Here is a 22,855-nt window from a genome sequence, read left to right as displayed (position 1 = left end):
GTGAACGTCGGTCCGCCGCCCCCCGCCGCGCCCCCGAAACCCACCTGGGAGCCCAAGCAGCCGGAGCCCCCGTACCCCTGGCTGCGCCCGACCATCCGCATACGGCTCACCCTGCTGTACGGCGGCATGTTCCTGATCGCCGGCATCCTGCTGCTGTCGATCATCTACATGCTGGCCGCGCAGGCCCTCCAGGTGGGCAGCAGGCTCCCGTTCGAGATCGTGAGCGGGAAGGTCGCCAGCGAGATCTGCGACCTCCCGCTGAACCCCACCCCGGAGGCGTTCAACGCGGCGATCAACGCCTGCGTCAACAACCAGCGCAGGCAGGCGCTGGACACCCTGCTCAACCGCTCGCTGCTCGCCCTGGTCGGCCTCAGCATCATCGCCTTCGCCTTCGGCTACGCCATGGCCGGCCGCGTCCTGTCCCCGCTCGGGCGGATCACCCGGACCGCCCGCCGGGTGGCCGGGACGGACCTCACCCGGCGGATCGAGCTGGACGGCCCGGACGACGAGCTGAAGGAGCTGGCGGACACCTTCGACGAGATGCTGGACCGGCTGGAGCGTGCCTTCACCGCGCAGCAGCGGTTCGTCGGCAACGCCTCGCACGAGCTGCGCACCCCGCTGGCGATCAACCGGACGCTGCTGGAGGTGCACCTCTCGGACCCGGAGGCCCCGCCCGAGCTGCAGCAGCTCGGCAAGACCCTGCTGGCCACCAACGAGCGCAGTGAGCAACTGGTCGAGGGGCTTCTCCTGCTGGCGCGCAGCGACAACCAGATCATCGAACGCAAACCGGTCGACCTCGCCGAGGTCGCCGAGCGCGCCATCGACCAGGCCCGCGCGGAGGCGGCGGCCCGGAAGGTGGAGATCCGGGGCGAGCGGGCCCCGGCCGTGGTCCAGGGCAACGGGGTCCTGCTGGAGCGGATCGCGCTCAACCTCGTGCAGAACGCGGTGCGCTACAACGCCCCCGAGGACGGCTGGGTGGAGGTCACCACCGAGCTGCAGCACGGGCAGGCCGTGCTCGTCGTCTCGAACACCGGCCCGGTCGTCCCGGCCTACGAGATCGACAACCTCTTCGAGCCGTTCAGGCGGCTGCGCACGGAGCGCACGGGCAGCGACAAGGGGGTCGGGCTCGGCCTGTCGATCGCGCGCTCCGTCGCGCGGGCCCACGGAGGCCGTATCATCGCGGAGCCCCGCGAGGGCGGTGGTCTCGTGATGCGCGTCACCCTGCCGGTCTGAGAGGCTGCTCGATGTGACCCCGCACCGGGATGTCATGTTCGCTTTGGGCGGAATTTTCAGGACCCGCCCCCGCGCGATCCCTGTGTGATCGATCACAGAGCCGCATTTTCGGATCTCTACTCTCCGTGATGCCGTCTCCTTCGGAAAGCCGGTAATCGTCCGGGTTTTCGAAAGTCGTTATCACGGGAAGTACACGGGGTGGCTCCCGTGAGCAGCACCGCCGGGACCGTGTACGGTCCCCATCGCCACCCAAGCCGAGCCTCGCGGAGGCGTCCGGTTGGGTGTCGATTGAGTAACAGACCTTGATGTGAGGCAAAATCTCCGCCTCAGGTCGGGCACAAGTCCGGCCTCTCACGCGTTACGTGCGCTGAGACACCCGCAGACACCCAAGAGGGGGAGAGCGACATGGCAACGGATTACGACACCCCACGCAAGACCGACGACGACGTGGACCAGGACAGCCTCGAAGAGCTCAAGGCGCGTCGGAGCGACAAGACGGCGTCCGCCGTGGACGTCGACGAGTTCGACGCGGCCGAGGGGCTGGAGCTGCCCGGCGCGGACCTCTCCAACGAGGAGCTGGCCGTCCGGGTCCTGCCCAAGCAGGCGGACGAGTTCACCTGCATGAGCTGCTTCCTGGTGCACCACCGCAGCCAGCTCGCCCGCGAGAAGAACGGCCAGCCCATCTGCCGCGACTGCGACTGAGGTCGTCGGCCGTGGCAGGCGACACACCGTTCCGCAAGCGGCGCCCCTGGCGCCGGCACGACACGGAGGCCGGTCCGGGGGGTGCCGGCGGGGGCCGGGCAGACGGCTTTCCCGCGTCCGCCGCCCCGCTGGCCCCCTCCGGAGCCCCCGACGAGGGAGGCCGACCGGCCTCGCTCGAAGCGGCCTTCGAACAGGCCGCGGCGGACGGGACCGGAGGGGCCGCACGGAAGGACCGGGTCCGGCCCGTGACCAGGGCCGGGCGGCTGATCGCGGTGCGGCGGGGCGTACGCAAGGGCGGGGAGGGCGCGAAGGCGATGGCCGGCCTCCTGGCCGACCGCGTCATCGAGACGGCCCCCCGCGTCCCGGTGCGCGATCTCGCCACCCTGCGCAAGCAGTTCCCCGGACTGGGCCCCGAGGAGCTGGCCGACAAGCTCGTGGCGGGCGCGAGCAGGGCCACCGCGACCGTCGGCGCCGGCATCGGAGCGGCCGCCATGATGCCCGTCCCGCCGGCCATGCTCGCCGAGCTGGCGGCGGAGGTGGCCGGAGTCGCCGCCATCGAGATGAAGCTCGTCGCCGAGCTCCACGAGGTCTACGGCCGCCGTCCTCCGGGCCATCTCGGGCAGCGGAGCACGGCGTACCTCACGTCGTGGACCGAGGAGCGCGGCATCGACGTCACCCGGCCCACCACGCTCAACGCGGCCCTCGGCGGCCAGATGAAGCGCGAGCTGCGCCAGCAGATCATGAAGCGCATGGCGCGCAACCTGCCCACCCTGACCCCGTTCATGATCGGCGCCGCCGTCGGCGCGACGATGAACCGCCGCGACACCCGCAAGCTCGCCGAACGGGTCAGGAACGACCTGCGCGAGCAGCAGGTCCCCTGGGACCGGCTCACGGAGCTGCCCCGGCTGGAGCAGCCCCCCCGCCCGGCCGAACTGCCCAGGGGCGTCGACGACTTCTGATCGCCGCCGCCCCGGCCCGCCCTGTGGGCCCGCGCGGGCGGTCAGGCCGCCGGCACGGCGCTCAGCGCCGCCGCGAGGCCCTTCGGATCGCGGGTGGAGAGGTAGACGTACGGGGTCGGGTCCCGCGGGTCGACGACCTCCACCCGCACCGCCGTCTCCACATAGCCCCGCAGCAGCATGAAGGCGCGGGCGTCCGCCTTGTACGTGCGCCAGGCCCGCGCCTCCTCGGCGTCCAGCACCTCGGGCTCCCCGAGCGCCGACAGCGGAATCCGCGCGTCCCCCGCCACCAGGGCCCCCGCCACCACCCGGATGCGGGCGGAGCCGTAGCCGCTCACCAGCATCGCCGCCGCGGCCGAACCGCCGACCAGCCCGGCGAGCAGCGGCAGGGTGCCGAGCGGCAGCAGCATCAGCGCGCAGGCGACGCCGATGCCGAAGGCGATGAACCACCAGGACCGGGGGGCCGAGAGGCGCTCGTCGAAGGGCGGTGCGGAAGGCTGCATGGAACCAAGCTTGGCACGGCGCGACCCGCGGGTTGCCGCGCGGGTAAGGTCTGCGCCTGTGAGTGGAACATCAGCAGCCCTGGCACCCCCGGCCGACGCCGTCGCGCCGGTCCGGCACCCCGACGCGCCCGCCCCCGGCGAGCTCCTCGGGTCGCACTACGAACACTGCTTCGGATGCGGCGGGGGGCAGCCGCACGGACTGCATCTGCAGGCGCGGGCCGGCGAGGGCGTGTGCGTCACCGCCGAGTTCACCGTCCAACCCGCCCACCAGGGCGCCCCCGGACTGGCCCACGGCGGCGTGCTGGCCACGGCGCTGGACGAGACCCTCGGCTCGCTGAACTGGCTGCTGCGCACCATCGCGGTGACCGGACGGCTGGAGACCGACTTCGTGCGTCCCGTGCCGGTGGGCACCGTGCTCCACCTCGACGCCCGGATCACCGCCGTGCACGGCCGGAAGATCTACTCCACGGCCACCGGCCGGATCGGCGGACCCGAGGGCCCCGTCGCGGTCCGGGCCGACGCCCTCTTCATCGAGGTAGAGGTCGGCCACTTCATCGAGAACGGCCGCCCGGCCGAGATCCGCGCCGCCATGGCCGACCCGGACCAGGCCCGGCGCGCCCGCGCCTTCGAGGTGAACCCGTGACGCGCACCCCCGTCGACGTGCTCATCCGCCGCCTCGACCCGGACGTGCCGATCCCCGCGTACGGGCGCCCCGGCGACGCCGGAGCCGACCTGATGACCACCGAGGCCGCGGAGCTGGCCCCCGGCGAGCGCGCGGTGCTGCCCACCGGCGTCTCGATCGCCCTGCCCGACGGGTACGCCGCGTTCGTGCACCCCCGGTCGGGCCTCGCCGCCCGCTGCGGAGTGGCCCTCGTGAATGCTCCGGGGACGGTGGATGCCGGGTACCGTGGGGAGATCAAGGTGATCGTGGTCAACCTCGATCCACGCGAGAGCGTGCGATTCGAACGGTTCGACCGGATTGCCCAATTGGTCGTCCAGCAGGTCGAGAAGGTGCGCTTCCACGAGGTGGCGGAACTTCCCGGCTCGGCGCGGGCCGAAGGGGGCTTCGGGTCCACCGGCGGCCATGCGTCGGTGGACGTCGCCGAGGGCGGGATCACCCACGGTGGGAACAGCTACGCTTCGGTCGTATCCGACCGGGAAGGACAGTGACGTGTTCGGACGTCGCAAGAAGAGTGGTTCCGCCGAGGACGCGGTGGACGAGGTGCGCGAGGCCGAGCAGGTCGCCGACGAGCCGGGCGGCGCCGACGGCGCCGCGACGGGTGCGCGCCGGGTGAACCTCCCGCCGGCCCCCCGGCCGGACGGGCCCTGGGACAGCACCGAGGTCTCCGAGCCCGGAGAGGGCCGGGTCGACCTGGGCGGCATCTTCGTCCCCGGCGTCGAGGGCATGGAGCTGCGGGTCGAGGTGGCCGGTGACGCGATCGTCGCCGCCACCGTGGTGCTGCGGGACAGCGCGATCCAGTTGCAGGCCTTCGCCGCCCCCAAGAAGGAGGGCATCTGGGGCGAGGTCCGCGAAGAGATCGCCGCGGGCATCACCCAGCAGGGCGGCGTCATCGACGAGGTCGAGGGCCCGCTGGGCTGGGAGCTGCGCGCCCAGGTCCCCGTACAGCTTCCGGACGGGACGGGCGGGGTGCAGTTGGTGCGCTTCGTCGGCGTCGACGGGCCGCGCTGGTTCCTGCGCGGCGTGATCTCCGGGCAGGGGGCCGTCCAGCCGGAGGCCGCCGGGCTGCTGGAGACGATCTTCCGGGACACCGTGGTCGTCCGCGGCGACGGCCCGATGGCCCCGCGCGACCCGATCGTCCTCAAGCTCCCCGACGACGCCCAGATGGTGCCCGAGGGCGTCCAGCAGGAGGACCAGGAGAACTCCAAGTTCTCCGGCGGCATGGGACAGCTCCAGCGCGGACCCGAGATCACCGAGGTCCGCTAGCCACGGCACGCACGCCGGGCCCCCTTCGGGCGGCGCGGCGCGGACCGGTGGGCCGCTCCCCTCGCGGGGCGCGGCCCACCGGCGTATCCGGCCCAGGGCGCGGCGGCCGGGGGCGTGCGCCGGGCGCGCACCCGCCCGCCGGCCATTGCCCGGCCCGGCGCCGCGCGCCCATACTGACGGGCGACGCAGGCCACGTACGCAGCGGGGGAGCAGCATGACCGAGAGCACCGGCGCCCAGTCCGGCGCCGCCCTGGCGGAGCACCCGGACCGCGCGCCGATGGTCCGCGTCGAGGACCTGCACCGTTCGTACGGGGACGGGGCCGCGGCCGTGCACGCCCTGCGCGGGGTGTCCTTCGAGATCCCGCGCGGCGAGCTGGTCGCGCTCAAGGGCCGTTCCGGGTCCGGCAAGACGACCCTGCTCAACCTGGTCGGCGGCCTGGACGCCCCGGACGCGGGCCGGATCACCGTCGACGGGACCGAGCTGGGTGGGCTCGGCGAGAAGGGCCTGCTGGAACTGCGCCGGGACCGGATCGGCTTCGTCTTCCAGTCCTTCGGCCTGATCCCGATCCTGACCGCCGCCGAGAACGTCGGCGTACCGCTGCGGCTGCGCAGGACCGACCCGGCCGAGCGCGAGGAGCGGGTCGCGCTGCTGCTCTCCCTCGTCGGGCTCGCCGACCACGCCGAGCAGCGGCCCGGCGAACTCTCCGGCGGCCAGCAGCAGCGCGTCGCCATCGCCCGCGCCCTCGCCAACCGCCCCGCCCTCCTGATCGCCGACGAGCCCACCGGGCAACTGGACGCCGAGACCGGCCTCGCCGTGATGGAACTGCTCCGCGCGGTCGTCCGCGGCGAGGACGTGACCGCGCTCGTCGCCACCCACGACCCGCAGATGCTCGGCCTCGCCGACCGGGTGCTGGAGCTCAGCGACGGCCACATCGTCGAAGCCTGACGCGGCCCCTCCCCGGCGCCCACCGGCATCAGAGTTCCGTCAAGACGCCCTCCCACCTGCGCTCCCGGTTCCGGAGCGCGGGCCGGGGCGGAGTAGCGTCGAAGGCGGCAGCCGCACCGGCGCCACCGGCCGTCGCCAGGACGCCGCCGGACGGAAGAAGACGATGGGGCCATGGGACGCGGCACACTCCGGATCTACCTGGGCGCGGCGCCGGGCGTCGGCAAGACGTACGCGATGCTCTCCGAGGCGCACCGCCGGGCCGAGCGCGGCACCGACTGCGTGGTGGCCCTCGTGGAGCACCACGGCCGGCCGCGCACGAAGGCGCTGCTGCACGGCCTGGAGCAGGTGCGCCGCCGGGAGATCGCCGACGGCCCCCACGTCCGCACCGAGATGGACCTCGGCGCGGTCCTGGAGCGCGCCCCGGCCGTGGCCCTGGTCGACGAGCTGGCCCACACCAACGTGCCCGGCTCCGGCAACGCCAAGCGCTGGCAGGACGTCGAGGAGCTGCTGGAGGCCGGGATCGACGTCATATCGACGGTCAACATCCAGCATCTGGAGTCGCTGGGCGACGTCGTCGAGTCGATCACCGGCGTACGCCAGCGCGAGACGGTCCCCGACGAGGTGGTCCGCCGGGCCGACCAGATCGAGCTGGTCGACATGTCGCCCCAGGCGCTGCGCCGCCGGATGGCGCACGGCAACATCTACCAGCCCGACAAGCTCGACGCCGCCCTCTCCAACTACTTCCGCCCCGGCAACCTCACGGCCCTGCGGGAGCTGGCCCTGCTCTGGGTCGCCGACCGGGTCGACGAACACCTCCAGCGCTACCGGGGCGAGCACGGCATCCGCACCACCTGGCAGGCCCGCGAGCGCATCGTGGTCGGGCTGACCGGCGGGCCCGAGGGCCGCACCCTCATCCGCCGGGCCTCCCGCATGGCGGCCAAGGGCTCCGGCAGCGAGATCCTCGCCGTCTACATCGCCCGCAGCGACGGACTGACCTCCGCGTCCCCCAAGGAGCTGGCCGTCCAGCGCACCCTGGTCGAGGACCTCGGCGGCACCTTCCACCACGTCATCGGGGACGACATACCGAGCGCCCTGCTGGAGTTCGCCCGCGGCGTCAACGCCACCCAGATCGTCCTCGGCTCCAGCCGGCGCAAGACCTGGCAGTACATCTACGGCCCCGGCGTCGGCGCGACCGTCGCCCGCGAGTCGGGCCCCGACCTCGACGTCCACATCGTCACCCACGAGGAGGCCGCCACCGGCCGCGGGCTGCCGATCGCCCGCGGGGCCCGGCTCGGCCGCGTCCGGATCGTCTGGGGGTGGCTGGTCGGCGTCGGCGGCCCCGTCCTGCTCACGGTGCTGCTGCGGAGCCTGGAGAACGGCCCCGGCCTCGCCAACGACGTCCTGCTCTTCCTCTCCCTGACGGTCGCCGCCGCCCTGCTCGGCGGACTGCGGCCCGCGCTCGCCTCGGCGGCCGTGGGCTGCATGTTCCTCAACTACTGGTTCACCCCGCCCACCCACACCCTGACCGTCCAGGACCCGGAGAACTTCGTCGCCATCGTGATCTTCTTCGCGGTGGCGGCGGCGGTCTCCTCCGTGGTGGACCTGGCGGCCCGCCGCACCCACCAGGCGGCCCGGCTGCGCGCCGAGTCGGAGATCCTCTCCTTCCTCGCGGGCAGCGTGCTGCGCGGCGAGACCACCCTGGACGCCCTGCTGGAGCGGGTCCGCGAGACCTTCGCCATGGAGTCCGTCGCCCTGCTGGAACGCGGCGGCGACGTCGACCCGTGGACCTGCGCCGGGTCCGTCGGACCGAACCCGGCGGCCCGCCCGGAGGACGCCGACGTGGACATGCCGGTCGGCGACCACATGGCCCTCGCGCTGTCCGGCCGGGTCCTGCCGGCCGAGGACCGCCGGGTGCTCGGGGCGTTCGCCGCCCAGGCCGCCGTGGTCCTGGACCGCCGGCGCCTGGTCCGGGAGGCCGAGCAGGCCCGCACCCTGGCCGAGGGCAACCGCATCAGGACCGCCCTGCTCGCCGCCGTCAGCCACGACCTGCGCACCCCGCTCGCCGCCATCAAGGCCGCCGTCAGCTCGCTGCGCTCCGACGACGTCGCCTGGTCGGAGGAGGACGAGGCCGAACTCCTCGCGGGGATCGAGGACGGCGCGGACCGGCTGGACCACCTGGTCGGCAACCTGCTGGACATGTCCCGCCTCCAGACCGGCACCGTCACCCCGCTGATCCGGGCGATCGACCTCGACGAGGTCGTCCCCATGGCCCTCGGCGGCGTACCGGAGGGCAGCGTCGACCTCGACATCCCCGAGACGCTGCCGATGGTCGCCGTCGACGCGGGGCTCCTGGAGCGGGTCGTCGCCAACATCGTGGAGAACGCCGTCAAGTACAACCCGCGCGGCGAGCCCGTCGCCGTGGCCGCCAGCGCGCTCGGCGACCGGGTGGAGCTGCGAGTGGTGGACGGGGGCCGGGGCGTCCCGGACGAGGCCAAGGAGCGCATCTTCGAGCCCTTCCAGCGGTACGGTGACGCCCCGCGCGGTGCGGGCGTGGGTCTGGGCCTGGCCGTCTCGCGGGGCTTCGCCGAGGTCATGGGCGGCACGCTGGAGGCCGAGGACACGCCGGGGGGCGGGCTGACCATGGTCCTCACCCTCGCCGCGGCGCCGGGCGGCGTCCGCGTGGAGGCGGACCTGCCGGCGCGGGTGACCTCGTGACGCGCCCGTCCCGCCGGTCGACCGGCCCGCCGCCCCCCGGCGCCCGCACCGGTCCTCCCGCGCCCCCCGCGCGCACCGCTCTCCCCGTACAGCAGCCCTCTCCGTACAGCAGAAAGGCAGGTCCGCGATGACCAGGGTGCTTGTGGTCGACGACGAGCCGCAGATCGTCCGCGCCCTCGTGATCAACCTGAAGGCCCGCCACTACGAGGTCGACGCCGCGCCCGACGGGGCCACCGCCCTCCAGCTCGCCGCCGCCCGCCACCCCGACGTCGTCGTCCTGGACCTCGGTCTGCCCGACATGGACGGGGTCGAGGTGATCAGGGGGCTGCGCGGCTGGACCCGCGTCCCCATCCTCGTCCTCTCCGCGCGCCACACCTCGGACGAGAAGGTGGAGGCCCTGGACGCGGGGGCCGACGACTACGTCACCAAGCCCTTCGGCATGGACGAGCTGCTGGCCCGGCTGCGCGCCTCCGTGCGCCGGGCGGAACCGGTCGGACAGGAGGGCGCCGACGCCACCGCCCTCGTCGAGACGCCCGGCTTCACCGTGGACCTCGCGGCGAAGAAGGTGCACCGCGCGGGCCGCGACGTACGGCTCACCCCCACCGAATGGCACCTGCTGGAGGTCCTGGTCCGCAACAGCGGCCGCCTGGTCAGCCAGAAGCAGCTCCTCCAGGAGGTCTGGGGGCCCTCCTACGGCACCGAGACCAACTATCTGCGCGTCTACATGGCCCAGCTCCGCCGCAAGCTGGAGGCGGACCCCTCGCACCCCCGGCACTTCGTCACCGAGCCGGGCATGGGCTACCGCTTCGAGCGCGGTTGAGACCCGCCGCCCGTGCGGGCGGGGCGGAGCCCGAGGGCCGTCCCGGCGTCATCCGTTCGAGTGGCCCGCCCGAGGCACGCCCGGCGCCATCGGAGACCGGTACGCTTCGGGTATGAGCGCTGTTCCCCGATCCGCCAAAACCGGGAAGGCCGAGAGGCCGGCGAGGCCCTCCGGGCGGTTCCGCCGTATGATCGACCGGCTGTCCAGCTCCCAGGAGGACCTGGAGTCCCAGGAGTTGCGGGAGGACGCGCAGTCCACGGGATGCACCCGGATCTCCGAGTGCTCCGATCGGCAGATCGTGAAGGTGGCTGGTACGTTGCGCACCGTCACCCTCCGTCCGCGTGCCGGAGTGCCCGCCCTGGAGGCGGAGCTCTTCGACGGCACCGAGCCGCTGGACGTGGTCTGGCTCGGCCGGCGCTCCATCGTCGGCATAGAGCCCGGCCGCAGGATCATCGCCTCGGGGCGGGTCGCCATGAGCCACGGGCGCCGGGTGCTGTTCAACCCCACATACGAACTCCGACCGCTCGGCAAGGAGTAGCCGGTGACGTCCCTCGACAAGCCGACGTCCGACACGGACCAGCCCCACCGCACCGCACAGCAGGACGCCGAGGCGAAGGCGGTCACCGAGGCCGCCCTCTTCGAGGCGTTCGGCGGCGTGCGCGGCATGGTGGAGACGGTCCTCCCCGGACTGCTCTTCGTCACGATCTTCACGGTCAACAAGGACCTGCACATCTCGGCCATCGCCGCCCTGGCGGTGTCGCTGGCGCTGGTCGCCGTCCGGCTGATCCGCCGGGACACCGTCAAGCACGCCTTCAGCGGCGTCTTCGGGGTGGCCTTCGGCGTCGTCTTCGCGATGATGACCGGCAACGCCAAGGACTTCTACCTGCCGGGGATGCTCTACACCCTGGGCCTGGCGGCCGCCTACCTCGGCACCGCCGCCGCCGGGGTCCCGCTGATCGGCCTGATCCTCGGCCCGGTCTTCAAGGAGAACCTCTCCTGGCGGACCCGCAATCCGGGCCGGAAGAAGGCGTACACCAAGGCCAGCTACGCCTGGGGGCTCATCCTGCTGGCCAAGTGCGCCATCCTGTTCCCGCTGTACTGGTGGGCCGACACCACCCAGTTCGGCTGGGTGCTGGTCGCGCTGAAGATCCCGCCGTTCCTGCTCGCGGTCTACCTCACCTGGGTCTTCCTCGCGAAGGCTCCGCCCCCCATCGACGTCTTCGCCGAGATGGAGGCCGAGGAGGAGGCCGAGAAGGCCCGCAAGACCGAGGCTCGGCGCGACCCGGAGGCGTGAGCCCGCGGGCCGTACGCGCCCGTACGACCGACCCGTACGGCCACAGGCGCCGCACACGGCCCGGTACGGCGCTCGCGACCGGCTGAACGGACAGGGGCCCGGAACCGCTCGGCGGTTCCGGGCCCCTCGCCGTGCGACCGGTCAGGCGTCCGACGGGTCGTGGCGGACCGACAACAGGTCCTCCAACTGCTCCTCGCGCGCCTGGGCGGCCACGAACAGCAGCTCGTCCCCGGCCTCCAAGGACTCCTCGGGGCTCGGCGTCAGCACCCGCGCCCCGCGGATGATGGTCACCAGCGAGGTGTCCTCGGGCCAGGCCACGTCCCCGACCCTGGTGCCGGCCAGCGCCGACTCCGGCGGCAGCGTCAGCTCCACCAGGTTGGCGTCGCCGTGGCTGAAGCGCAGCAGCCGGACCAGGTCGCCGACGCTCACCGCCTCCTCGACCAGGGCCGACATCAGGCGCGGCGTCGACACGGCGACGTCCACCCCCCAGGACTCGTTGAACAGCCACTCGTTCTTCGGGTTGTTCACCCGCGCCACCACGCGCGGCACGCCGTACTCCGTCTTGGCGAGCAGCGAGACGACCAGGTTCACCTTGTCGTCCCCGGTCGCCGCGATGACCACGTTGCACCGCTGCAGCGCCGCCTCGTCCAGCGAGGTGATCTCGCAGGCGTCCGCGAGCAGCCACTCGGCCATCGGCACCCGCTCCACCGAGATGGCGCTCGGCGCCTTGTCGATGAGCAGCACCTCGTGCCCGTTCTCCAGCAGCTCGGCGGCGATGGAGCGGCCCACCGCGCCCGCCCCGGCAATCGACACGCGCATCAGTGACCGCCTTCCTCGGGGCCCTCGGCGAAGGCCGCCTCGACCTTGGCGATCTCGTCCGTCCGCATCATCACGTGGACCAGGTCGCCCTCCTGGAGGACGGTCTGCGACGTCGGCAGTATGGCTTCGCCCAACCGGGTGAGGAAGGCCACGCGGACCCCCGTCTCCTCCTGGAGCGTACTGATCTTGTGGCCGATCCACGACGGCGTCGTGTGCACCTCGGCGAGCTGCACGCCGCCGCTCGGATCGCGCCACAGCGGCTCCGCGCCCGAGGGCAGCAGCCGGCGCAGCATCTGGTCGGCCGTCCAGCGGACCGTCGCCACGGTGGGGATGCCGAGGCGCTGGTAGACCTCCGCGCGCCGGGGGTCGTAGATGCGCGCCGCGACGTTCTCGATGGAGTACATCTCGCGCGCCACGCGGGCGGCGATGATGTTCGAGTTGTCGCCGCTGCTGACGGCGGCGAACGCCCCCGCCTCCTCGATCCCGGCCTCGCGCAGGGTGTCCTGGTCGAAGCCGACTCCGGTGACGCGGCGGCCGCCGAATCCGGCCCCGAGGCGACGGAACGCGGTGGGGTCCTGGTCGATCACCGCGACCGTGTGACCCTGCTGTTCGAGGGACTGGGCGAGAGCGGCTCCGACGCGCCCGCAGCCCATGATGACGATGTGCACTGTGCGCCTACCTCGCCGTCCTGGTCATCCGGCTGACCTGCGTAAACACGCTGCTCACACTTCTCTCTCAGCTTGCCGGGCAAACACGGGGGCCGACACCCGCGGTGCGGCCAGAAGGAGAGCTTATGCGGCGGCGAAGTCGATGACCCATCCGCGTGTGCGCTCTTCCCCAACCCCCGGCAAAGGAAGGGCAAAAAGGGCAGAGGCGGGCGCAAGGATTGCGTTAAGGATTGCGCGCGCCTCCTCGGCCGACCGCAGGAGATCGCGGGGCCACGGCGAAACGGCGTCCGTTCCCCTCGCCCGCTCGGCTTACGATCCTCAGCGTGTCCAAACTGACCGACCTGCCCAAACGGATCCTGATCGGCCGGGCGCTGCGCAGCGACAAGCTGGGGGAGACCCTCCTCCCCAAGCGCATCGCGCTCCCCGTCTTCGCGTCCGACCCGTTGTCCTCGGTGGCGTACGCACCCGGAGAAGTCCTCCTCGTGCTGTCCATCGCGGGCGTGTCGGCGTACCACTTCAGCCCCTGGATCGCCCTCGCGGTCGTCGTCCTGATGTTCACGGTGGTCGCCTCCTACCGCCAGAACGTCCACGCCTACCCGAGCGGCGGCGGCGACTACGAGGTCGCCACCACCAACCTCGGCCCCAAGGCCGGCCTCACCGTCGCCAGCGCCCTGCTCGTCGACTACGTCCTCACCGTCGCCGTGTCGATCTCCTCCGGCGTGGAGAACCTCGGCTCCGCGATCCCGTTCGTCATCGAGCACAAGACGCTCTGCGCCATCGGCGCCATCGTCCTGCTCACCCTGATGAACCTGCGTGGCGTCAAGGAGTCGGGGCGCCTGTTCGCCATCCCCACCTACCTCTTCGTGGCCGGCGTCTTCGCCATGGTCGTCTGGGGCGCGTTCCGGAGCCTCGTCCTCAGCGACACGATGCACGCCCCCACCTCCGACCTGGAGATCAGGGCCGAACACCAAGGGCTCGCCGGCTTCGCCCTCGTCTTCCTGCTGCTGCGCGCGTTCTCCTCCGGCTGCGCCGCCCTCACCGGGGTCGAGGCGATCAGCAACGGCGTCCCCGCCTTCCGCAAGCCCAAGAGCAGGAACGCCGCGACCACGCTCGCCGCGATGGGCCTGCTCGCGGTCACCATGTTCTGCGGCATCATCGGCCTGGCCCTGGCCACCGACGTCAAGATGGCCGAGAACCCGGCCACGGACCTGATCCGCGACGGCTCCCCGGTCGGCGCTGACTACACCCAGGACCCCGTCATCTCCCAGGTCGCCGAGGCGGTCTTCGGCCACGGATCACTCCTCTTCGTGATCCTCGCCGCCGCCACCGCGCTGGTCCTCTTCCTGGCCGCGAACACCGCGTACAACGGCTTCCCGCTCCTCGGCTCGATCCTCGCCCAGGACCGCTACCTCCCGCGCCAACTGCACACCCGAGGCGACCGCCTCGCCTTCTCCAACGGCATCGTCCTGCTCGCCGGGGCCGCGATCCTGCTCGTCTGGATCTACGACGCCGACTCCACGCACCTCATCCAGCTCTACATCGTCGGGGTGTTCGTCTCCTTCACCCTCAGCCAGATCGGCATGGTGCGGCACTGGAACCGCCACCTGGCCGCCGAGAAGGAGCCGGCCCGACGCCGCCACATGGTCCGCTCGCGCGCGATCAACACCTTCGGCGCGACCTTCACCGGCCTGGTCCTCGTCGTGGTCCTCGCCACCAAGTTCACCCACGGCGCCTGGGTCGCGCTGCTCGGCATGGTGATCTTCTACGGCACGATGACCGCGATCCGGAAGCACTACGACCGGGTCGCCGCCGAGATCGCCGCCGACGAGACCCCCGCGGACGAGGGCCTGCGCCCCGCCCGCGTCCACGCCATCGTGCTGGTCTCCAAGCTCCACCGCCCCACGCTGCGCGCCCTCGCCTACGCGCAACTGGTCCGCGCCGACCGCCTGGAGGCCCTCTCCATCAGCGTCGACCCGGACGAGACGAAGGCGCTGCGCCAGGACTGGGAGCGCCGCGACATCAACGTACCGCTCAAGATCCTCGACTCGCCCTACCGCGAGGTGACCCGCCCGGTCATCGACTACGTCAAGAGCCTGCGCAAGGAGAGCCCCCGCGACGTGGTCAGCGTGTACATCCCCGAGTACGTGGTCGGCCACTGGTACGAGCACCTGCTGCACAACCAGAGCGCGCTGCGCCTCAAGGGCCGTCTGCTGTTCACGCCGGGCGTGATGGTGACCTCGGTCCCGTACCAGCTCCAGTCCTCCGAGGCCGCGAAGAAGCGGGCCCGCAGGCGCGCGGAATGGCACGCTCCGGGCGCGGTCCGGCGGGGGCCGGTGGAGCGCAGGCACAAGGAGCCGGGCCGCAAGGGGTGAGAGCGGCGGGACGGTGACGCGGGGGCCGGGGCCGGGGCCGGGTGTCGCGGGGTGAGGGGTGGCGACTCGCGCGGGGGCGGGCCGGGTGCGCGGGCTAGGGAGGTGGCGGTTCGCGCGGGGGCGGGCCGGGTGCGCGGGCTCGCGAGATGGCGGCTGGCGGGGCCGCGGCGGGCTCCGGTTCCTGGTAAGCGCCCTGGCCGCCGCCACGTAGACTGGTGGGCTGGTGTCCGGCCGCGTGCCCGCCCACCCGCCCCGCCCTCCCTCTCCCTGGAGCCTCCCCTCATGCAGAACGAAACCACGTCGTCACTGGTCGGGGAGGAGTACGAGGTCGAGGTCGGGCCCGTCGCGCACGGCGGCCACTGCATCGCCCGCACCGCCGAGAACCAGGTCCTCTTCGTCCGCCACACCCTCCCCGGCGAGAAGGTCGTCGCCAGGGTCACTGACGGCGACACCGACTCCCGCTTCCTGCGCGCCGACGCGGTACGGATCATCGAGCCGTCCAAGGACCGCGTCGAGGCCCCGTGCCCGTACGCCGGCCCGGGCCTGTGCGGCGGCTGCGACTGGCAGCACGCCAAGCCGGGTGCGCAGCGCCGCCTCAAGGGCGAGGTGATCGCCGAGCAGCTCCAGCGCCTGGCGGGCCTCACCCCCGAGGAGGCCGGCTGGGACGGGACGGTCATGCCCGCCGAGGGCGACAAGCTCCCCGCGGGCGAGGTGCCGGCCTGGCGGACCCGCGTCCAGTACGCCGTCGACGAGGAGGGCCGGGCGGGGCTGCGCAAGCACCGCTCGCACGACGTCCAGCCGATCGACCGCTGCCTCATCGCCGCCCCCGGCGTCTCGGAGCTCGGCGTCGAGAAGCGCGAGTGGCCGCAGATGGCCGCGGTGGAGGCGATCACCGCCACCGGCTCCCACGACCGCCAGGTCGTCCTCACCCCGAAGCCCGGCGGCCGCCTCCCCCTGGTCGAGCTGGACAAGCCGGTCTCCGTGCTCCGCGTCGACGAGCGGGACGGCGGCGTCCACCGCGTCCACGGCCGCGCCTTCGTCCGCGAACGCGCCGACGACCGCACCTACCGCGTCGGCTCCGGCGGCTTCTGGCAGGTCCACCCCCAGGCCGCCGACACCCTGGTCCGCGCGGTCATGCAGGGCCTGTTGCCCCGCAAGAACGACACGGCCCTCGACCTCTACTGCGGCGTCGGCCTGTTCGCCGGCGCCATCGGCCAGCGCATCGGCGAGAAGGGGGCGGTGCTCGGCATCGAGTCCGGCAAGCGCGCGGTCGAGGACGCCCGCCACAACCTCAAGGACCTCGACCGCGTCCGCATCGAACACGGCAAGGTCGACCAGGTCCTGCCCCGCACCGGCATCACCGAGTGCGACCTGATCGTCCTGGACCCGCCCCGCGCGGGCGCGGGCAAGGCCACGGTGAAGCACCTGTCGTCCCTGGGCGCGCGCCGCATCGCGTACGTGGCCTGCGACCCGGCAGCCCTTGCCCGAGACCTGGCGTACTTCAGGGAGGGCGGGTACCGGGTGCGGACGATGAGGGCGTTCGACTTGTTCCCGATGACGCATCACGTGGAGTGCGTGGCTATCTTGGAGCCTGCGGCAAAGGGTGCCTGACCTGCTGTTCTGTGGTCCGGGTAGGTTGCTCGACCTGTTTCCCTCCGTGCGGCGGGTCGAGGGGACGGATCGCCCTTCGTGCCCTCCTGACCTGCGATTCATCAGAGACGCGCTTGCGTCGGCGACGTCTCCAGGGTCTCGATCGGAGAGTCTTGACGCTCATATGACGCTCGTATACGAAGTCTTGACCGCCCGGAGCTTTCCCTGGCTGGGGTCCTGCGGACCGGACCATCGACAGGGGGCAAGGCCGCCCGGTGTGGGCGTCTCGCTGCACCGAAGTGTGCTGTGGAGAGGTGCAGCAGATCTCGGCGGAGCTGTCCACCTGTTCTGAGTCGTCGGGTGCATCGGCTGTCTGGGCGTGCTCCCTGGGAACGCGCGGTCGGCTGCGACTGTTTGGGGAACCGGCAGTCGACCCAAGGGGATGCACGGAGGTCTCTGTCCCGGCGCGGCCTGCTTCGCCTGCGTGAGTATGAGGGCCATGCCCCAGACGCCGAGGCAAGCGAGCGTGGTTTTGGACTGGGGACCCCTTCGGCTGTGCGAGCGCGTGGGCCCGGGATCACCCTGAAAGATGGGTCGAAGACACCGACCCGTGGCCTGCGGCACATGATTGCCGCAGGCCACGGGCCTGTCGCTTGACGTCCCTCTGCGGGTGCCTGACCTGTCAGTTCAGAAGAGGTCGAGCTCTGCAGACTTGACTGCACCCAGTAGTCGGCATTCTCCGGTCTTCCCGTCAACGCGCAGGTAGCCCGTGCCGACCGCCATGTCCCGGGGGTCTCCGTCACGGAGGTAGGCAGCTGATTGGCAGTCGAAATAGAAGTCGTTCCCCACTTGGGCGCGTTCCCCTTCGACAAGCGCGAAGGTCATGCCTTCGTGACTGACCTGCTGGTTCAGAAAGCTCTGGGCCAGCACGGCAGCGTCTTCGATGCCCAGCATCAGTCTGTCCTCAGGAGAGAAGTTCCGCCATGGCGAGAGGCCGGCATGTCCCGTTCGACCGTCCAGGAACACGACGCCAGCACGTTCGAGCCGATGCTGGTCCAGAACAGCCGCGACGTCTGGGCGGCATTGGGGAGATTGTCGCTGTCGGTGAAGGGCTCGGCCCATGAGGCCAGCGTCCGGCCACCTGATTGAGGTGGCCGGACGCTGCGTCTCCCGCCTGGATCTCGAGACCTGCGGATTGCCTTCCCTTGGAGCTAGTCAGCCAAGACCAGCTCGTCAGGGCCATCCATCCCAGCCGTCCTGACTACCGCCCGGCAGAACTCCGCGGGGGGGCAGTAGCGGTGCTCCGTGATGTAGTGGATGACGAGGTTGGGGGCCGAGTAGACAGTGCCGTCGGTGTCCTGAGCCCGGATCTCAGCGGAGCCGAGCCACACCTGGGTGTCGAGGGCCGGACCACCAAGGATGACGGGCCGCTCGGTGGAGCAGAACTCGCAGTCGTGAACACCGCGCGTCTGGTTGTCGTAGGCACTGCTGAGGGCCTTCATCGCATCGATCACACGGTCATCCACGATCCCGGTCCGGTAAGCACAATCGGGCGATAACCAGCCGACGTTGAGCATCTCCTGGTCCGATGTGTCGTACACGTAGGCGGTCATGTCGGGGTAGTGTGGCATAACCACTCCTCAGCGTGGGTTGCAGTGTTCTCGGCAGAAGGCCATGTGCACGGGTCCCATGTTGGATGCCGCCGGCGCTGCGAACGCAGTCCGGCCTCGCGGGCCCAGCCGAAAGCCGTGTTCCGGTTCACCCCCAGCTCACGTGCCACGACGGTCACGTTCCCCACGACATCCAGCCGTGCAAGGAAATGCTCCCTCAACCCCGCAAGATCATCGCGTCCAACGGTCACGGTCCTCGCAACTCCCACAGATCGCGGGTGTTGCGAGGACCGTTAGAACCCAGGTCAGCTCTGACATCCCGGAGCCCGACCTCGCGGAAGCCTGCTGGCTTCGGCGTCTACCGCTGGTGCTAGTCCTCCTCCGTCACCGGTCTGTCTCCCGAGATGTTCGGGTCGAAAAAGTCCGGGTCCAGACCTCCCATGGAGTACCGGTCGAAGATCTCGAGGAGGTCCTCTTCGGCGTCGAGCCGGACGTCCAGCGGCATGCGGTAGACCAGGGAGGTCAGACGCGTCAGCGCCCGAAGACCCGGCCAGCCGCCCGGAGCGACATTCCACGGCCACAGCGGGAGTCGCGCCGGGGGCGCGGCGTCGAGGACGATCTCGTGGGTGCCTGTGCTGAGGCCGGGGCTGTACCACTCGCCGTCCAGCTGAGCGAGGATCCGGCGCCAGGAGTCCGCCTCATTGACGCCGGGTCGCTCGTCGTCGACGACGTGCCAGGCCCCCACGGTGGGAATCACCCGACACTCCCGCACCACGTGCCTGCGCAGCTCCGGCGCGGCGGTGTGCCATGCCGGGGGGAAGGTGAGGGTGCCGAGGGCTGCGAGGGCCTTGCGTTCGGCCTCTACCGCGCGGCTGCCCGGCACCCCCACCGCAGTGAGGGAGTAGGGCGGCTCTGCGTGCCAGTGCAGCACGCACACATCTTTCGTGGTGGTCATCCGATGCACATCTCGGTTTTGCCGGTGAGGTAGCGCGTATCGTAGTTGCGCACGGTTGCTCTGATCTTGGTGCCGGTGCCGGTGCCGTTGGGGCCACTTGCGATCACGAATTCGCCCACCCCCTTGGCGTTGCCGCCGTACACCGGGTCGGTGGTCAGGAACCTGCCGGTGGCCGGGTCGTATTGGCGCATGCCCATTAGGACAGTCCCGGAGGGTGTTTGAGAACTGGGCTGGTAAGCGGCGAGCCAGTTGTAGCGTGCGGATGTGGTGCTGTCACGGAGGTTTCCGTACTCGTCCGTGGCGGACACCGAAAGCGGCCGCTCCGGATCGAGCGGCATTGCGACGCCTGCGTCACCGTGCAGGTCGGTGAGCTGCAGCACCACCGCGCCTGTGACGCCAGTGATCGTCGCCAGTTTGCCCGAGAGGGAGGAGACGTTGCGGCTCCGCACATTGGCTGCGGTGTCTTCCACCGTCCAGGACGGGCTGTCGGTGCTGTCCTTGTAGTGGTTGACGGCACTCACCGAGGCAACCGGCTCGCCCTGTGCGTTGAGGGTCTCGGCCTTCCATGCGAAGAGTCGGCCCTGTGGGTCACGCTCCCAGGTCTGGCGCCGCTCGTCCGTGGTCTGCGTCCTGACCAGGTCGTCCGCGTAATGGCCGAAGACGGTGCCCGGCTTGGTGAGGGTGCGCCCGAAGGCGTCGTACGAGACGCCCTGGCTTGCGAGCCGGTCTGCTGCGTCGTAGGAGTAGTCGGTGACCCGCTCGATGGGGGCTTCCGCGTCCTCGCGGGAGGACACCAGCCGCGTACGGTTGGAGTTGGCGTCGAAAAGTGTATGCGCGGTGCTGTTCCCCGTACGTCGGTAAGGCGGCCCGCCTAGTCGTAGGTGTTGCCCTGTCCGGTGCTGGTGCCGGTGCTGCGCGTGCCGGAGGCCGTCTGGTTGTGGATCCGGAATCAGAGTGCCGTCCACGATCCACAGCCGGTCCACGGCGTCAGCCGGGCGGGCGGCGGGCCGGATCGCCAGGAGCGGCCGCAGCCGGTGGATGACCCGACACACGGTGGCCGGCGAACAGCCGAACAGTGGCGCGAGCTGCCGCATCGTGAGGTTGGTCCGGTAGTAGACGGCCACCAGCAGCACCCGGTCCGCCAGCGGCAGGCACCACGGCCGACCCCCGCCAGGCCCGTTCCCACCCCGCTCACGCACGACCTTGAGGAGCCGGTCGAACTGCCGCATTCGCAGCCCGGTGAACGTTTCCACCCACAACGCCTCAGCCCGCAACACCCCACCCATACAGGAGAAATGCCCATCCCGCAGCCTTGTGCAACACGCTTTAATACTCCGGCCGTAGGTCGTGATCCTGCTGCTGCACGCTGAAGCCGCGGAGGTAAAGGTCGCGCAGGACACCGAGTTCGGCACCGTGGTGGGCGGCTTCGTCCAGGGCATGGAGGGCCAGCAGTAGGTAGCTCTCGTGGCCGTAGGCGCCGGCGCGGGAACCCATGGGCTGGAGGAGGCGGTCATCGCCGAGAGCTTCGACTCGGGTGCGGAAGCGGGACCAGTCGTTGGACAGCATCTGGACGCCTTCGGTCGCCGTGCCCGGCCACAGATGCCGGTCACCACTCTGGCAGTCGTCTTCGAAGAAGCGGTCGTAGCCGCGCAGGCAGTCCGCTCCTATGTGCCAGATGCGCCAGGCGATTGTCGTGAAAGGCGCCGGTCGGGGATCGCCCGCGGGCCGTGGGTCGGCACGGAACACACCGTTGGCATCCGCCCGGAGCGTCATGCACGAGGCAACGGGTTCCCAGAGGTATTCGGCGTCGGTGAGACCGCCAAGGCGAGCGAAGGTTCTGGAACGTACGTCGTCAAAGGTTGCGAGCAGATCTCTGGTGACAGGGCCGGGCGAGGTCATTGGCAGCTCCAGGTTCACCGACGGGTAGGGCCACCGCTGATCATCAGTGTGAAGACGGAAGATGATGCAGCAGCCGCCGATTTCAGCGTAGTCCCCCCGGCTACTCGCAGAAGTCGTTCGACGGTCTGATGGGCCGGATCGCGTGCCGGTCAGCGCGTGTTGGGCCTCCCGACGCATACGACGGCTGGTGCTCGGGCTGCTCTCGAGCCTGCCCCAGGGAGAACTGCTGGTGCATCGCTGAGTGGGACAGGGGTGGCTCCATGTTCTTCATCGAGCGAGTTGGGGGCTTCTTGGCTCGTGGATGGTTCCGTCTGTACGCCGGGCGCTTTGTCGAGTCCGGCAGGATCGTCACGGCGATCGGGGTCTCCGCCGGGATCGACATGGGCCTGCATCCCGCCGCGTGCCTCTCGGGCGAAGAGAGGGGCCGCGCGTTTGATCTGGCCATCGAGTAGGTCGGTGCTGTCGAAGCGGCCGATGGCGGGGTCGTACTGGCGGGCGTGGAGGTCGAAACGGTGCCGGTGGTGGTCTCGTACCGGACGCCGGTGCAGGTGGGGGTGCTTTGCGGGCGCGCCGCCCGTGACGGCGCCCAGGACGCGCGTGCCGTGCGGGTCGTGGGCCCAGCGCTGGGGGAGGGTGCCGGTGCTGCTGGTGACGGTGAGTGGGAGCCCCGGGTGTCGTGGTGGTGGTAGAACATCGCACCCGCGGCGGGTTTGATGGCGGCGGCTGGTCGGGAGGGGCGTAGCGGTAGGACTCGACGGTTCAGGCGGGACAGCCTGGTGACCGTCGACATCGGGCTCTTCGCGGACGTGCCGGAGTTGGGCGCGGCCGATGCCGTGATCGCGCCGCTCGGCAGCCGTCTGCCGGCCGGCGCGGGCAGGTCCGCGGTCGCCGGGGCGCTCCTCGCGGGGGGCGTTCGGGCGGGGTGAGTGACCCCGCCGCCTGCGGCAGGCAGAGCCACCAGGCTTCTGTTCACGCCCGCCCTGCCCACCCCGAACGAGGCGGCGAGACCCGCAGGCCGCGTGCAGTGGCGGCGCGTAACTTGCGTCGGCCGCGAGGCGGTTGGAGTGTCGAACCTCCGGACCCCGGCCGTTGCTACGGTGGCGCCATGCCCATACGAAACGATGAGAACGAAGCCCTCACCGAAGCGTGGCAGGCCCTCACCCGCTGGATGGCGGAGCACGCTCCGGCGTCGTACGCCTCCCTGCTGCCGCCGGTGCCGGAGGAGGGCATCGCCTCGGTGGACGGTGAGTTGCGGCAGCGCCTCGGGTACGGGCTGCCCGCCGAGTTGGCCGCGCTGTGGCGGCTCTGCGGTGGGGTGGAGCACCAGGAGGTCGAGGGGGACGAGGAGGGGGAGGTGGGCTCGGGCGCCTTTCTGCCCGGTGGCTGCCTGTTCACTCCGGAGCAGGCCATGTCCGCGGTGCTTCTCGGCGGGAGCGGCGGGTGGGGCGCGCCGATCGTCCCCTGGCTCTCCCGTGACGAGGCCGGTCCCGAGTCCGGGTGTTACGTCGGCCCTGGCGGTGTCGGTTCGTGGGAGCTGCCCGAAGGGATCGACGCTCCGGTGTATCCGTCGATCGCCGCCTACCTGGAGGCCGTTCACCGCGCCCTGACGGTGGGTCCCGCCGATCTGATGGGCTCCGCCGGCGTGCCGGGCATCGTCTACGACTGCCTGATCTGGGACGACCCGTCGAGTTCGTGGTTGACGGAGGCCGCCGCGTTCTGGGCGCCGGTGCACTGAACGCGGCCGGGGGGGGGGGGGGGGGGGGGGGGGGGGGGGGAGGGGGGGGGGGGGGGGGGTGTCCTTCTGCAGAGGGAGATGGGACTGCGTGGT

The 22,855-nt window shown here is 71.4% G+C and carries 24 protein-coding genes and 1 pseudogene; 17 read left to right on the top strand and 8 right to left on the bottom strand.

Features of this window, described 5'->3' with window-relative positions:
* The 3 genes from ACZ6EJ_RS11590 (at position 1) to ACZ6EJ_RS11580 (ending at position 2,894) form a co-directional block, all read left to right on the top strand.
* Entirely contained in the window at positions 1-1,233 is a 1,233-nt protein-coding gene (locus tag ACZ6EJ_RS11590) for a sensor histidine kinase (protein WP_469266406.1), read from the top strand.
* Positions 1,234-1,638: 405 nt separating this feature from the next.
* Complete coding sequence (locus tag ACZ6EJ_RS11585; RefSeq protein WP_003965732.1) at positions 1,639-1,935, top strand: DUF4193 domain-containing protein; 297 nt, start codon at positions 1,639-1,641, stop codon at positions 1,933-1,935.
* 11 nt (positions 1,936-1,946) lie between these two features.
* A complete protein-coding gene (locus ACZ6EJ_RS11580; RefSeq protein WP_469266404.1) occupies positions 1,947-2,894 on the top strand; it encodes a hypothetical protein in 948 nt (315 codons plus the stop codon).
* 41 nt (positions 2,895-2,935) lie between these two features.
* Here ACZ6EJ_RS11580 and ACZ6EJ_RS11575 read toward each other — a convergent pair whose 3' ends face one another.
* Positions 2,936-3,394 carry a DUF3093 domain-containing protein gene (locus ACZ6EJ_RS11575; protein ID WP_469266402.1) on the bottom strand — a complete coding sequence of 153 codons (459 nt, stop codon included), beginning with the start codon at positions 3,392-3,394 and terminating at the stop codon, positions 2,936-2,938.
* Between the two features lie 58 nt (positions 3,395-3,452).
* Between ACZ6EJ_RS11575 and ACZ6EJ_RS11570 the strand changes: the two genes are divergently transcribed.
* The 8 genes from ACZ6EJ_RS11570 to ACZ6EJ_RS11535 all read left to right on the top strand — a co-directional run bounded on the left by ACZ6EJ_RS11570 (position 3,453) and on the right by ACZ6EJ_RS11535 (position 11,114).
* A complete protein-coding gene (locus tag ACZ6EJ_RS11570; protein ID WP_469266400.1) occupies positions 3,453-4,037 on the top strand; it encodes a PaaI family thioesterase in 585 nt (194 codons plus the stop codon).
* The gene (dut, locus tag ACZ6EJ_RS11565) at positions 4,034-4,564 is read left to right on the top strand and encodes a dUTP diphosphatase (protein WP_469266399.1); all 531 of its coding nucleotides are present in this window, start codon (positions 4,034-4,036) and stop codon (positions 4,562-4,564) included. The genes ACZ6EJ_RS11570 and dut overlap by 4 nt, the downstream gene beginning before the upstream one ends.
* A gap of 1 nt (position 4,565) precedes the next feature.
* Positions 4,566-5,339, top strand: coding sequence for a DUF3710 domain-containing protein (locus ACZ6EJ_RS11560; RefSeq protein ID WP_469266398.1), 774 nt, complete (start codon positions 4,566-4,568; stop codon positions 5,337-5,339).
* A 214-nt stretch (positions 5,340-5,553) separates the two neighbouring features.
* The gene (locus ACZ6EJ_RS11555) at positions 5,554-6,285 is read left to right on the top strand and encodes an ABC transporter ATP-binding protein (RefSeq protein ID WP_469266396.1); all 732 of its coding nucleotides are present in this window, start codon (positions 5,554-5,556) and stop codon (positions 6,283-6,285) included.
* A gap of 171 nt (positions 6,286-6,456) precedes the next feature.
* The gene (locus tag ACZ6EJ_RS11550; protein ID WP_469266395.1) at positions 6,457-9,000 is read left to right on the top strand and encodes a DUF4118 domain-containing protein; all 2,544 of its coding nucleotides are present in this window, start codon (positions 6,457-6,459) and stop codon (positions 8,998-9,000) included.
* A 127-nt stretch (positions 9,001-9,127) separates the two neighbouring features.
* Positions 9,128-9,820 (top strand): response regulator, encoded by a 693-nt coding sequence (locus ACZ6EJ_RS11545; RefSeq protein WP_469266393.1) that lies wholly within the window; start codon positions 9,128-9,130, stop codon positions 9,818-9,820.
* 112 nt (positions 9,821-9,932) lie between these two features.
* Complete coding sequence (locus ACZ6EJ_RS11540) at positions 9,933-10,358, top strand: OB-fold nucleic acid binding domain-containing protein (protein ID WP_469266391.1); 426 nt, start codon at positions 9,933-9,935, stop codon at positions 10,356-10,358.
* Positions 10,359-10,361: 3 nt separating this feature from the next.
* Positions 10,362-11,114 (top strand): DUF3159 domain-containing protein, encoded by a 753-nt coding sequence (locus ACZ6EJ_RS11535; protein WP_469266389.1) that lies wholly within the window; start codon positions 10,362-10,364, stop codon positions 11,112-11,114.
* Positions 11,115-11,255: 141 nt separating this feature from the next.
* Here ACZ6EJ_RS11535 and ACZ6EJ_RS11530 read toward each other — a convergent pair whose 3' ends face one another.
* Both ACZ6EJ_RS11530 and ACZ6EJ_RS11525 read right to left on the bottom strand, forming a co-directional pair.
* The gene (locus tag ACZ6EJ_RS11530) at positions 11,256-11,933 is read right to left on the bottom strand and encodes a potassium channel family protein (RefSeq protein WP_469266387.1); all 678 of its coding nucleotides are present in this window, start codon (positions 11,931-11,933) and stop codon (positions 11,256-11,258) included.
* Positions 11,933-12,601 (bottom strand): potassium channel family protein, encoded by a 669-nt coding sequence (locus ACZ6EJ_RS11525; protein WP_469266385.1) that lies wholly within the window; start codon positions 12,599-12,601, stop codon positions 11,933-11,935. Before ACZ6EJ_RS11525 ends, ACZ6EJ_RS11530 begins: the two co-directional genes overlap by 1 nt.
* Before the next feature lie 323 nt (positions 12,602-12,924).
* Here ACZ6EJ_RS11525 and ACZ6EJ_RS11520 point away from each other — a divergent pair, with 323 nt between their 5' ends.
* Positions 12,925-14,973 (top strand): APC family permease, encoded by a 2,049-nt coding sequence (locus ACZ6EJ_RS11520; protein WP_469266384.1) that lies wholly within the window; start codon positions 12,925-12,927, stop codon positions 14,971-14,973.
* A gap of 282 nt (positions 14,974-15,255) precedes the next feature.
* Positions 15,256-16,584 carry a class I SAM-dependent RNA methyltransferase gene (locus ACZ6EJ_RS11515; RefSeq protein WP_469266382.1) on the top strand — a complete coding sequence of 443 codons (1,329 nt, stop codon included), beginning with the start codon at positions 15,256-15,258 and terminating at the stop codon, positions 16,582-16,584.
* A 666-nt stretch (positions 16,585-17,250) separates the two neighbouring features.
* Here the strand turns inward: ACZ6EJ_RS11515 and ACZ6EJ_RS11510 are convergent.
* The gene (locus ACZ6EJ_RS11510) at positions 17,251-17,517 is read right to left on the bottom strand and encodes a hypothetical protein (protein WP_469266380.1); all 267 of its coding nucleotides are present in this window, start codon (positions 17,515-17,517) and stop codon (positions 17,251-17,253) included.
* A gap of 45 nt (positions 17,518-17,562) precedes the next feature.
* Here ACZ6EJ_RS11510 and ACZ6EJ_RS11505 point away from each other — a divergent pair, with 45 nt between their 5' ends.
* On the top strand, positions 17,563-17,712 hold the full coding sequence (locus tag ACZ6EJ_RS11505; RefSeq protein ID WP_469266379.1) for a hypothetical protein: 150 nt from the start codon (positions 17,563-17,565) through the stop codon (positions 17,710-17,712).
* A 62-nt stretch (positions 17,713-17,774) separates the two neighbouring features.
* Here ACZ6EJ_RS11505 and ACZ6EJ_RS11500 read toward each other — a convergent pair whose 3' ends face one another.
* From ACZ6EJ_RS11500 to ACZ6EJ_RS11485, 4 genes and pseudogenes are all read right to left on the bottom strand, one after another.
* Entirely contained in the window at positions 17,775-18,176 is a 402-nt protein-coding gene (locus ACZ6EJ_RS11500; RefSeq protein ID WP_469266378.1) for a DUF7919 family protein, read from the bottom strand.
* Between the two features lie 367 nt (positions 18,177-18,543).
* The gene (locus ACZ6EJ_RS11495; RefSeq protein WP_469266377.1) at positions 18,544-19,128 is read right to left on the bottom strand and encodes a hypothetical protein; all 585 of its coding nucleotides are present in this window, start codon (positions 19,126-19,128) and stop codon (positions 18,544-18,546) included.
* Positions 19,129-20,072: 944 nt separating this feature from the next.
* A pseudogene (locus ACZ6EJ_RS11490) lies at positions 20,073-20,414 on the bottom strand (transposase family protein); the annotation flags it as partial.
* 40 nt (positions 20,415-20,454) lie between these two features.
* Positions 20,455-21,045, bottom strand: coding sequence for a DinB family protein (locus tag ACZ6EJ_RS11485; RefSeq protein WP_469266375.1), 591 nt, complete (start codon positions 21,043-21,045; stop codon positions 20,455-20,457).
* 242 nt (positions 21,046-21,287) lie between these two features.
* Between ACZ6EJ_RS11485 and ACZ6EJ_RS11480 the strand changes: the two genes are divergently transcribed.
* The 3 genes from ACZ6EJ_RS11480 to ACZ6EJ_RS11470 all read left to right on the top strand — a co-directional run bounded on the left by ACZ6EJ_RS11480 (position 21,288) and on the right by ACZ6EJ_RS11470 (position 22,762).
* Complete coding sequence (locus ACZ6EJ_RS11480; RefSeq protein WP_469266374.1) at positions 21,288-21,479, top strand: hypothetical protein; 192 nt, start codon at positions 21,288-21,290, stop codon at positions 21,477-21,479.
* A gap of 324 nt (positions 21,480-21,803) precedes the next feature.
* A complete protein-coding gene (locus ACZ6EJ_RS11475; RefSeq protein WP_469266373.1) occupies positions 21,804-21,953 on the top strand; it encodes a hypothetical protein in 150 nt (49 codons plus the stop codon).
* Positions 21,954-22,132: 179 nt separating this feature from the next.
* On the top strand, positions 22,133-22,762 hold the full coding sequence (locus ACZ6EJ_RS11470; protein ID WP_469266372.1) for an SMI1/KNR4 family protein: 630 nt from the start codon (positions 22,133-22,135) through the stop codon (positions 22,760-22,762).
* The last annotated feature ends 93 nt before the right edge of the window (positions 22,763-22,855 follow it).

It is taken from the genome of Streptomyces sp. NPDC041970, from assembly GCF_055588985.1.
This window is presented reverse-complemented; position numbering and strand designations above follow the sequence as displayed.

Coding starts and splice junctions, on each gene's coding strand:
- ACZ6EJ_RS11585 (WP_003965732.1), top strand. CDS start 1,639: ATGGCAACGGATTACGACACCCCACGCAAGACCGACGACGACGTGGAC.
- ACZ6EJ_RS11575 (WP_469266402.1), bottom strand. CDS start 3,394: ATGCAGCCTTCCGCACCGCCCTTCGACGAGCGCCTCTCGGCCCCCCGG.
- ACZ6EJ_RS11555 (WP_469266396.1), top strand. CDS start 5,554: ATGACCGAGAGCACCGGCGCCCAGTCCGGCGCCGCCCTGGCGGAGCAC.
- ACZ6EJ_RS11550 (WP_469266395.1), top strand. CDS start 6,457: ATGGGACGCGGCACACTCCGGATCTACCTGGGCGCGGCGCCGGGCGTC.
- ACZ6EJ_RS11545 (WP_469266393.1), top strand. CDS start 9,128: ATGACCAGGGTGCTTGTGGTCGACGACGAGCCGCAGATCGTCCGCGCC.
- ACZ6EJ_RS11540 (WP_469266391.1), top strand. CDS start 9,933: ATGAGCGCTGTTCCCCGATCCGCCAAAACCGGGAAGGCCGAGAGGCCG.
- ACZ6EJ_RS11530 (WP_469266387.1), bottom strand. CDS start 11,933: ATGCGCGTGTCGATTGCCGGGGCGGGCGCGGTGGGCCGCTCCATCGCC.
- ACZ6EJ_RS11515 (WP_469266382.1), top strand. CDS start 15,256: ATGCAGAACGAAACCACGTCGTCACTGGTCGGGGAGGAGTACGAGGTC.
- ACZ6EJ_RS11510 (WP_469266380.1), bottom strand. CDS start 17,517: ATGCTGGGCATCGAAGACGCTGCCGTGCTGGCCCAGAGCTTTCTGAAC.
- ACZ6EJ_RS11505 (WP_469266379.1), top strand. CDS start 17,563: ATGTCCCGTTCGACCGTCCAGGAACACGACGCCAGCACGTTCGAGCCG.
- ACZ6EJ_RS11500 (WP_469266378.1), bottom strand. CDS start 18,176: ATGACCGCCTACGTGTACGACACATCGGACCAGGAGATGCTCAACGTC.
- ACZ6EJ_RS11495 (WP_469266377.1), bottom strand. CDS start 19,128: ATGACCACCACGAAAGATGTGTGCGTGCTGCACTGGCACGCAGAGCCG.
- ACZ6EJ_RS11480 (WP_469266374.1), top strand. CDS start 21,288: ATGTTCTTCATCGAGCGAGTTGGGGGCTTCTTGGCTCGTGGATGGTTC.
- ACZ6EJ_RS11470 (WP_469266372.1), top strand. CDS start 22,133: ATGCCCATACGAAACGATGAGAACGAAGCCCTCACCGAAGCGTGGCAG.